This is a genomic window from Corallincola platygyrae, assembly GCF_039544265.1.
GTDB lineage: Bacteria > Pseudomonadota > Gammaproteobacteria > Enterobacterales > Neiellaceae > Corallincola > Corallincola platygyrae.
Genome location: NZ_BAABLI010000010.1, coordinates 64,099 through 73,892 on the forward strand (window position 1 = coordinate 64,099; position 9,794 = coordinate 73,892).

General features: G+C 47.5%; 11 protein-coding genes. 8 read left to right on the top strand and 3 right to left on the bottom strand.

Annotated elements, in window-relative coordinates:
- Positions 1–209: 209 nt before the first annotated feature.
- On the bottom strand, positions 210–1,193 hold the full coding sequence (ampE, locus tag ABEA14_RS09155) for a beta-lactamase regulator AmpE (RefSeq protein WP_345339651.1): 984 nt from the start codon (positions 1,191–1,193) through the stop codon (positions 210–212).
- A gap of 29 nt (positions 1,194–1,222) precedes the next feature.
- Positions 1,223–1,750 (bottom strand): 1,6-anhydro-N-acetylmuramyl-L-alanine amidase AmpD, encoded by a 528-nt coding sequence (gene ampD, locus ABEA14_RS09160; protein WP_345339652.1) that lies wholly within the window; start codon positions 1,748–1,750, stop codon positions 1,223–1,225.
- A gap of 357 nt (positions 1,751–2,107) precedes the next feature.
- Between ampD and nadC the strand changes: the two genes are divergently transcribed.
- From nadC to yacG, 8 genes are all read left to right on the top strand, one after another.
- Positions 2,108–2,929 carry a carboxylating nicotinate-nucleotide diphosphorylase gene (gene nadC / locus ABEA14_RS09165; RefSeq protein WP_345339663.1) on the top strand — a complete coding sequence of 274 codons (822 nt, stop codon included), beginning with the start codon at positions 2,108–2,110 and terminating at the stop codon, positions 2,927–2,929.
- 184 nt (positions 2,930–3,113) lie between these two features.
- Positions 3,114–3,542, top strand: a complete 429-nt coding sequence (locus ABEA14_RS09170; RefSeq protein ID WP_345339653.1) for a pilin — start codon at positions 3,114–3,116, stop codon at positions 3,540–3,542.
- Positions 3,543–3,680: 138 nt separating this feature from the next.
- Positions 3,681–5,387 (top strand): type IV-A pilus assembly ATPase PilB, encoded by a 1,707-nt coding sequence (gene pilB / locus ABEA14_RS09175; protein WP_345339654.1) that lies wholly within the window; start codon positions 3,681–3,683, stop codon positions 5,385–5,387.
- Between the two features lie 23 nt (positions 5,388–5,410).
- The gene (locus tag ABEA14_RS09180; RefSeq protein WP_345339655.1) at positions 5,411–6,658 is read left to right on the top strand and encodes a type II secretion system F family protein; all 1,248 of its coding nucleotides are present in this window, start codon (positions 5,411–5,413) and stop codon (positions 6,656–6,658) included.
- Positions 6,659–7,549, top strand: a complete 891-nt coding sequence (locus tag ABEA14_RS09185; protein WP_345339656.1) for a prepilin peptidase — start codon at positions 6,659–6,661, stop codon at positions 7,547–7,549.
- Between the two features lie 5 nt (positions 7,550–7,554).
- Entirely contained in the window at positions 7,555–8,169 is a 615-nt protein-coding gene (gene coaE, locus ABEA14_RS09190) for a dephospho-CoA kinase (protein ID WP_345339657.1), read from the top strand.
- 56 nt (positions 8,170–8,225) lie between these two features.
- On the top strand, positions 8,226–8,957 hold the full coding sequence (zapD, locus tag ABEA14_RS09195) for a cell division protein ZapD (RefSeq protein ID WP_345339658.1): 732 nt from the start codon (positions 8,226–8,228) through the stop codon (positions 8,955–8,957).
- 36 nt (positions 8,958–8,993) lie between these two features.
- A complete protein-coding gene (gene yacG, locus ABEA14_RS09200) occupies positions 8,994–9,251 on the top strand; it encodes a DNA gyrase inhibitor YacG (RefSeq protein ID WP_345339659.1) in 258 nt (85 codons plus the stop codon).
- Here yacG and mutT read toward each other — a convergent pair.
- Positions 9,248–9,658, bottom strand: coding sequence for an 8-oxo-dGTP diphosphatase MutT (gene mutT / locus ABEA14_RS09205; protein ID WP_345339660.1), 411 nt, complete (start codon positions 9,656–9,658; stop codon positions 9,248–9,250). The genes yacG and mutT overlap by 4 nt on opposite strands.
- Positions 9,659–9,794: the final 136 nt, after the last annotated feature.

Consider the following 9,794-nt stretch of genomic DNA (forward strand, 5'->3'; position numbering starts at 1 on the left):
TGAGTCAATTGGTAAGACCAATTAACAACATTGGAGGCAGAAACTATCAGATGAGGTGCGCGGAGTCCATACCGCCTTTGGGAGAAATATTTATTGAGCCATCTCAACTTTTGTTCACTAAATAATAAAAGCCGCTCTATGAGCGGCTTTCAAAGGAGTTTTAAAATTGGTCTGACCAAACAAAAATTTACGGCCAGCTAGCCGTTCAACTAAATCAACCAGCCATACAACGTCAGCACACTGATCATTGCCAACATCATAATAATGTTACGTTTTACCAGTGACACCATGTGACTGGCTTCGGCCACACACACAGGTGATGACGCATCTACATCACGGGTGTTATCACCAATCTTGTATACCAATTCACGAGCTGAGAGCTTCATATCGAGCAAGTTTTCCAGCCAAATGGGGAAAGCGCGATTAAAGTGACCCACCAACGCCATACCAAGCGTCACAATGCGCACAGGCAGCCAATCCATCCAATGCATCAGGTGAGCCACAGAGCGCTGCGCTTCTGATGGCGCGACTACAGTATCTTTCTCAAATACTGTCTCTTTCTCTTCAGGCTCGCCCTGCTCCAGAGCTTGTGTATTGGACTCTGGCTCACCTTGTTGCATATCCACATCAACAAGCTCAGCATCCGCCTGTTCTTCTTTGTCATTTTGAGAAAGGTAATAACGACAACTGCAATAGAAGACCGCGCCAGCAGGCCCCAGCAAAACAACCCAGCAAATCAGTGCACCGTAATAACGGTAATTAATCCAGGCCAGACGCTGTCCCAAGCTGGCAGGCAACGAACGGTGATCCTGTTCGTTCACCGTGTGCTCAATCACCTTGGCAAACTCAAAACATGCCTGATCATCACCACGACAGCTGGCTTTCAAATAGTTGCGATATTGCTGACGGAAAAAACCACAACCAAAACAGATCAGCAGAATGAATAGCCAGCTAAGCAGAGACACCAAGCCAAATAGTGCTCCCTCAACCAATTTCAGCCACAGAAACACGGCAAAAGCAGGTAAAGCCAGCACAACCAGGGTGCCGGCAAAGCTCTTTTTAAGATCTTGTAGCGCATTAACGCCCGAGAGCTTTTCCATGTAAGCTTGCATATACCAATGAAACTGCCATCTTTCGCCCAGCCTAAGTACGCGCTCCAGCGCAATTGCGAGCAGTAAGCAAAACAACACCATTTTGCTGTTCCTTTATTTGTTCTTATCTATTAATTGTCTTTGTCTATGTAGCCATCAAGTAGCGAAAAAAAGTACGCCCAATCAAACGAAGGGCCCGGATCAGTTTTTCTCCCCGGCGCAATGTCGCTATGCCCGGTGATCCTGTCTTTGGTTATTTTAGGATAAAGCGCCATGATATCCCGTGTCAGTTTTGCTAACGCATGATACTGCGAGTCTTCGTATGGGACTGTGTCAGTGCCTTCCAGTTCAATGCCGATGGAAAAATCGTTACACCGCTCTCGCCCTTCAAAAGAAGATATCCCGGCGTGCCAGGCCCGCTTATCAAACGGAACATAATGTACCACTTCACCATCTCGCCTTATTAAGCAGTGTGCTGAGACTCGTAGTCCCGCAATTTCCCGAAAAAATGGGTCTGCCTCTGGATCAAGCATCCCCATAAACAGGTCATTGATAAAAGGCCCACCAAACTCGCCCGGTGGCAGGCTGATATTGTGCACGACCAGTAGTGAGACTTCGTCGTCAGGGCGTTCATCATGATGTGGGCTGAATCGACTCATTTGCCAACCATTAATCAAGCTTTCTATTCGTTCTAAAACTATCGTAAACAGAGCAACGCAGATTTACACCCACTTTAGGGAACATATCGCTTAGAACATGTCGCGAATTAGCTTCGAAAATTGCATTCGAAACCTTTAGAATACGCCGCATTCACAACTCATCAGTTTGGTTTGTTAGATTTAATTCTGATAATAAATCAGAAAAACAAGCTAAGCTTATGAATAAAAACAACTTACCCAGTCAGCATACAAGAGAACGCCTTGAAAAAGCCACACTCACTCCCTGCAGATACACTCCCGTCACAAATTGTTGAAGCCAATGTCTTCGCATCATTAAGTGAAGACTTGGGGGGCAGCATGGCCCTTCACAGCGATTCAGAGAGCTTCAGCGCCGCCGATGACATTACCGCCCAGTTGATCCCAGAGTCACAGATCTCGGAAGCTTATGTCATCACCCGCGAAGCCGCGGTGTTTTGTGGGCAGCCTTACGTAGAGGAAGTGTTTCGTCAATTAACCCAGGACCGAGATGACAAGGTTGCTATTGAATGGTTGGTAAAAGATGGCGATAAGGTAAAGCCGGGTCAGACCCTGTTTCGACTCAAAGGCAATGCACGCATTCTTTTGACCGGCGAACGTCCCGCACTCAACTTTGTGCAAATGCTTTCTGGTACCTCAACCGCGGTAAACCAATATATTGAGAAGCTGGACGGTTACACCCATACTCTGGCGCTACTCGATACTCGCAAAACCATACCAGGTCTGCGTTCGGCACAAAAATATGCTATTCACTGCGGCGGCGGTGATAACCACCGCGCTGGTTTGCATGACGCCTACCTTATTAAAGAAAATCATATCAACGCGTGCGGCAGCATCGGTAACGCTATAAGCCAAGCGCGGGCACTAAACCCAGGCAAGCCAGTCGAAGTTGAAGTTGAGACTATGGAAGAGCTGGCACAAGCGGTGCTTGCTGGCACCGACCTTATTATGCTCGACAATTTTGATCTTGAAGGGATGAAACAGGCGGTTGCTTTTACCGACAAACGCTGCCTGCTGGAAGCGTCAGGTAACGTAAACCTCAACACAGTGAGATCGATCGCAGAAACTGGCGTAGACCGCATCTCTGTGGGGGCAATTACCAAACATGTGCGCGCGATCGACCTTTCTATGCGCTTCGTTTGATACTTTTCGCCGCAAGTCGGCGTGCTATGACGCGGCTATCGATCACACTTTATTGATTTGTTATCAAAATGTTATTGATTAGGTCAGAAAGTTTGATCAAGACTGCAGTTCTCGCGGCCAGTGCCTACTAAAATTTTAAGGTACTCATTGCGAGATTTAGCAAAACCCTGAGGGAGACAAACAAATGAAAGCAGTACAAAAAGGTTTTACCTTGATTGAATTGATGATCGTTGTAGCGATCATCGGTATTTTGGCAGCTATCGCGTTGCCTGCGTATCAGGATTACATCGTTCGCTCTAAAGTAAGCGAAGGCATGGGAATGGCCTCAGCCGCAAAAGTCACAGTAGTAGACAACGCAGCCAATGTTAAGCCCTTTGCTCAAGGATACGTTCCGCCCCAAGGAACTGACAATGTAGTAAGTACAACAATTGCTGATACAGGCATTATCACTGTAACGTTCACAGCCGCAGCTGGCGGAGGAACAATTACTTTTGAACCTTCTGATGCAGACGGTGCTCTGGTAGCAGGGCAACTACCTAATGGTGCCATTTCATGGTCATGCCTTGGTGGAACTACAGTGCAAAAATATCGCCCGGCGAAATGTCGCTCTTAATTAGCAGAGATACATTAAAAAGGAGGCTAGCGCCTCCTTTTTTGTTATCTACCCCTTAGATTTTATCTACAAGAAAGAAAACAGATAGTCATAATGATAGATTAAAGTTCAATAGTTAGTTTCAGAATCAACTCTAATATGTCATTTAATGCAAATAACGCTCTTGCTTCCCTTCTCGCTAGAAAGGGGCTCATTGAAGAGTCAGAAGCGAAACAACAGGCGCTTCTAGCTGCAGAAAGCAAACAGTCGCTTATTCACTTTCTCTATGAGAAAAGCAAGTTGGATGGAGATAAAACCCTAGAGATTCTTTCCGACAGCTACGGCATCCCCACTTGCGACCTCAGCGATTATGACCATAAGTCGCTTCCTGAAGAATATGTTAATGAAAAACTAATTGCACAACACCATGCTATTCCTTATGAAGTCCGAGGCAACCGACTTTTTATAGCCCTTGCTGATCCAACTAATTTGGCAGCTTTGGAAGATTTTCAATTTAGTACAGGGATTCGCACCGAAGCCCTACTGGCAAATATTGCCCAACTGGCCCCGATAATAGAAACCATAGTTGAAGGCGATGTTGCCAATCTGGATTTGGGCGATATCTCAGATTCAGAACTGGGAGGTGTCGAGGTTGCCGAAACCGAGCGTAAAGATGATGGTGTTGTTGGTGATGAGAAAGATGATGCCCCGATTGTTGTTTATATCAATAAGCTGCTTATGGACGCCATCCGCAAAGGCGCCTCAGATCTCCATTTTGAGCCTTACGAAAAGTCTTATCGGGTACGTTTTCGTATTGATGGTATTTTGCACGAGATATCGTCGCCACCAGTGACTCTCTCCAGCCGCCTATCAGCCCGATTAAAAGTAATGTCCAAGCTGGATATTGCTGAGCGTCGCCTACCCCAGGATGGCCGAATTAAATTAAGGCTATCGCGCAATAAAGCAATCGATTTTCGTGTATCCACATTGCCCACGATTTGGGGCGAAAAAGTGGTACTGCGTATCCTGGACAGTTCAAGCGCCATGTTAGGCATTGATGTACTAGGCTACGAGCCAGATCAAAAAGAGATGTATATGAAAGCCCTGGGTCAGCCTCAGGGCATGATCCTGGTAACAGGCCCTACCGGCTCTGGTAAAACAGTATCCCTGTATACCGGCCTGAATATTCTTAATACCCCTGAGCGAAACATTGCCACAGCAGAAGACCCGGTAGAAATTAACCTTACAGGTATTAATCAGGTACATGTAAATCCCAAAGCAGGGCTAACCTTTGCCAGTGCACTGCGTTCGTTTCTGCGTCAAGATCCTGATGTAGTGATGGTGGGTGAGATCCGGGACCTTGAAACTGCAGAAATTGCTATTAAAGCCGCACAGACGGGACACCTGGTGCTTTCAACACTGCATACTAACTCCGCACCGGAAACACTGACTCGTCTGCTGAATATGGGGGTACCCTCTTTTAACGTCGCCAGTTCAGTGTCACTGATTATTGCCCAGCGCCTGGGCCGAAGGCTTTGTGGAGAGTGTAAAGCTCCAGAAGAGATAAACGAACACGCACTAAAAGAACTAGGGTTCACAGACGACCAGATCGCCCAGAACTTCACAGTTTACAAGGCTGTGGGTTGCGACAAATGCACTGGCGGGTATAAAGGAAGGGTTGGGGTATACGAAGTGATGAAAATGAGCGATGCCATTGCCAAAATTATTATGGAAGGTGGCAACTCATTGGATATTGCCCGTCAGGCTGAACTGGAAGGCGTGGCCAATCTAAGAAAATCCGCCCTGAAAAAAGTAATGGCGGGGCTGTTAAGCTTAAATGAAGTAGAGCGAATCACCTCCTTCTAACAAGATAGCGAAAGAGATTACACATGGCGGTTGCATCAGCAAGTAAAGCTAAAAAGAACGGTAAACCCACGTCTGAGCTTTATGTATGGCAAGGGGTAAATAAGAAAGGCGAAAAGGTTAATGGCGAACTTCGAGGCGCCAGTCCCACAGACGTTAAAGTACAGCTACGTAGTCAAGGGGTTACCCCATCAAAGGTAAAGAAAAAACCTAAATCCCTATTTGGAGTTGGGGGGGGGTCCGTTAATGCCGCTGATATAGCCGTCATAACCCGCCAGATAGCCACCATGTTGTCGGCGGGTGTCCCCTTGGTACAGTCAATTGAAATGATTGCCAGAGGGCATGAAAAACAGGCTATGCAAACACTTCTAACTGGAATACTTAATGAACTTCAAGCGGGTAAACCTTTTTCTGAGTGCTTAAAAGCCCACCCTAAACATTTCGACGATCTCTACTGTGACCTGGTCGACGCAGGCGAACAATCGGGTGCATTGGATACTATCTATGACCGAATAGCGACTTACAAAGAAAAAGCGGAAGCATTAAAGTCAAAAATCAAAAAGGCCATGTTTTACCCAGCAGCCGTGATGGTAGTAGCACTTGTCGTAACAAGCATTTTGCTAATATTTGTAGTACCACAGTTTCAAGATATTTTTGAAGGCTTTGGGGCTGAATTACCAGCATTTACCATGATGGTGATTCATATTTCTGAATTTATGCAAGCCTATTGGTACATAATTCTCGGCGGTGCGATCCTGTTCGGATATGTCTTTAAAAAAGCCCATGAGACTAATCCAAAAGTCAGAGATAAAACCGACGAATATATTGTCAAGCTCCCCATTATCGGACCCATTCTTCACAAAGCAGCAATTGCTCGCTTTGCACGAACTTTGTCAACGACTTTCGCAGCCGGTGTTCCGCTTATCAACGCTCTGGAGTCTGCTGCAGGCGCATCAGGTAATGCGGTCTACCGTCGCGCCATTATGTCAATTCAAAACGAAGTGCAGACGGGGATGCAGATGAACGTAGCCATGCGCATGACCGGCATTTTCCCTGATATGGTGGTACAGATGGTGGCCATCGGTGAAGAATCAGGTGCGCTAGACGGTATGCTGGCAAAAGTTGCCAATATCTACGAAATGGAAGTGGACGATGCAGTTGATGGCCTGACCTCACTGCTTGAACCCCTGATTATGGTGGTTTTGGGCACGCTGGTCGGCGGCCTTATCGTAGCCATGTATCTTCCAATCTTTAGTATGGGCGCTGTCGTTTAAATGTTTGATCAGACTCTTCTCGCTTTTCAAACCTACCCGGCAGCCTATTGGCTGCTGGTTTCTGTTTTAGGCCTGCTAATAGGCAGTTTTTTAAATGTCGTTATTCACCGTCTGCCGCTGTTAATGGAACGACAGTGGCGAAATGATATACGAGAGTCATACCCCAAAGCGGTTTTGCCCGAAACAGAGATAGATAAGCTACCAGAGCCATACAATCTGATTGTACCCCGCTCTGCTTGCCCTAAATGTGGCCACAAGATCACCGCCCTTGAGAACATTCCGGTTGTGAGTTGGCTTTTGCTACTTAGAGGCAAATGCAGCCAGTGTAAAACCCCAATATCCAAACGGTACCCGGCCATAGAACTGCTAACGGGCGTATGCTCTGGCTATATCGCCTGGCAGTTTGGCATGACTGCTGAGGGGATAGGTGCACTGCTGTTTTTATGGCTGCTGATACCAATGATCTTTATCGATATCGATAAGATGCTACTGCCTGATCAGCTCACTTATCCCATGCTCTGGCTGGGGCTGCTATTTAACCTCTCTCATACCTATGTCTCTTTAAACGATGCCGTGATTGGTGCAGTAGCAGGCTATTTAGCCTTATGGAGCGTCTACTGGGGCTTCAAGCTGCTTACTGGTAAAGAGGGTATGGGCTACGGCGACTTCAAGCTACTGGCTGCCCTCGGCGCCTGGCTGGGTTGGCAACAGTTGCCTCTGATTATTCTCCTCTCAGCTGGTGTAGGCGCTGTATTGGGCATCACCATGATACTGGTACAGGGGCGGGACAAAGCTCAACCAATACCTTTTGGGCCTTACCTGGCGATTGCAGGCCTGATAGCTCTGCTCTGGGGTAACCAGATTACCGACTGGTACCTGAGCAGGCTTTAATCACAATGTTTGTCGTTGGCTTAACAGGCGGCATTGGTAGCGGAAAAAGCACCGTTGCCGCCATGTTTAGTGACTTAGGTATCACCGTCGTAGATGCTGACCAGGTTGCCCGAGAAGTGGTGGCAAAAGGCAGCGAAGCACTATCTCAGATAGCTTCTCACTTCGGTCAGGATATTCTGTTACCCACCGGCGAATTGGACCGCACCGCTTTGCGATCTCGGGTGTTTGCTGACCAGCAGGAGCGACATTGGCTTAACACGCTACTTCACCCTCTTATTGGTGAAGAGATGCGCAGGCAACTTTCCCATTCCTCATCTCCCTATACCATCTGGATGGTGCCCTTGTTGGTCGAAAATAAACTGACAGCCCAAGCCGACAGAGTGTTAGTGATCGATGTCCCTGAAAGTATTCAAATACAGAGAGCAACTAGCAGGGACAGTCAATCGCAGCAGCAAATTACCGACATTATGAACTCACAAGCGAGCCGAGCCGAACGCTTATCGCTAGCGGACGACACTCTGGACAACAACCGTCCTGAGAGTGAAGTCAGACAAACAGTTGAATCACTTCATCACCACTATTTGAGACTTGCGGCGCAGAAGGAAACACAAGCCAATTAAAAAACCGTTCTTATCGCGCTATTATTGGAATATCCATCTCACTGCAGGAAGCAACATTGCTGTTTGAATACCCCCTAAACGAGAGAATACGCAGCCAGTTGCGCATAGAGTATCTGATCCAGCAGATGCGAGATTCCGGTGCGGCAACTAACAGTGCATGTTTAGGCTTTTTCAGAGCAGTGTTTGAGTTGCTTGAGATGCTTGAGCGGGGAGACCTCAGGCAAGAGCTGATCAAGGATTTGGAAAAGCAGCAGCAAGGTCTGGAGCGTTGGCATGGCCAACCTGGCGTTGATCAAAATGCTCTGCAACAGCTACAGGGCGAATTGCAGCAACTGATATCGGGTTTAAGAGCTGAGCCGCGCTTGGGACAATCTTTGAGAGACGACAGGTTTCTTGCGGCGCTTCGCCAACGCTTTTCAATTCCTGGCGGTCACTGTTGTTTTGACCTGCCACAACTTCACCTCTGGCTTCACCAACCCCAAGGGGAGCGAAGTAAGCAAATGGCTGAGTGGCTTCGACAAATTTCGCTTTTGAGCCGAGGGATCGCAATTAACCTGCAAATGATCCGAGAGCGTGCCCCCATGCAGCAAGCCATTGCCAAAAGTGGCTTCTACCAGGACAGCGCTGAGGATGTGCAGATAGTGCGTATCCGGTTGCCTCAGGATCAACATTTATATCCAACAGTCAGTGGCAATCGGCTCCGTTATACGGTCCGTTTTCACTTGCCTGACGATGAATCACAGCGCGCAATTGAGCAAGACACCTCTTTTGAGGTTGCCGCGTGCTGACACCGAGTTTTTTGAAGTAACAGGAAGGGCTTAATCATGACTAAGGCGCCACTTCAGGTTGAATGCCCAACCTGTTCCAAACAAGTAGAATGGAGTGACGAAAGCCTATTTCGTCCCTTCTGCAGCAAACGCTGTCAGCTTATCGATCTCGGACAATGGGCTGACGAAGAAAACAAGATCTCAGTGAAAGAGGATACCCCCTCAGCAGAAATGCTGCAGGATGTTGATGCCATGAGTGACGAAGAGATTGAAGCGCTTGCAGCTCGCTTACTGCAAACAAAGCAGGAAGATTAACTCTTCGCAGAAAACTCAGAAACCAAACGTTGGATAATTGGTAAGTTTGCTTGCGGCACATTTAATTCCGGTAATGCGGGCGCTGTTATCCAGCGGATCTCCTGCGATTCATTGCCCTTTGCAGAGCCTTCAAATCGCTCAACCAGATAGAAGTTTATCGAGACATGCTTCTCGGGGTAGCGGTGGGTTATATGCTCGAATAGCTGACTTTCGACAGGATTAATACCGACCTCTTCTAACAGCTCGCGGCGCAAAGCCTGAAGGTTGCTCTCTCCACTCTCGACTTTCCCGCCAGGGAACTCCCAGGTACCTGCTAAATGCTGCCCTTGCTTACGTTTCGCAACAAGCACTTCAATTTGTTCGCGCCGACGAATAACGATACCAACGGCAATTTCTACTGCTTTCAATCTATTGCTCCTGATATTGGTACGCCCCTTACAGCCCTTTGGGAGAGGCGGGGATAATGTGCAACCGGAACATAGGTAACACTTTAAACCGGCAACATGGGTTACACCTTTTCAAAGGTTGAGCAACGCCATTCGG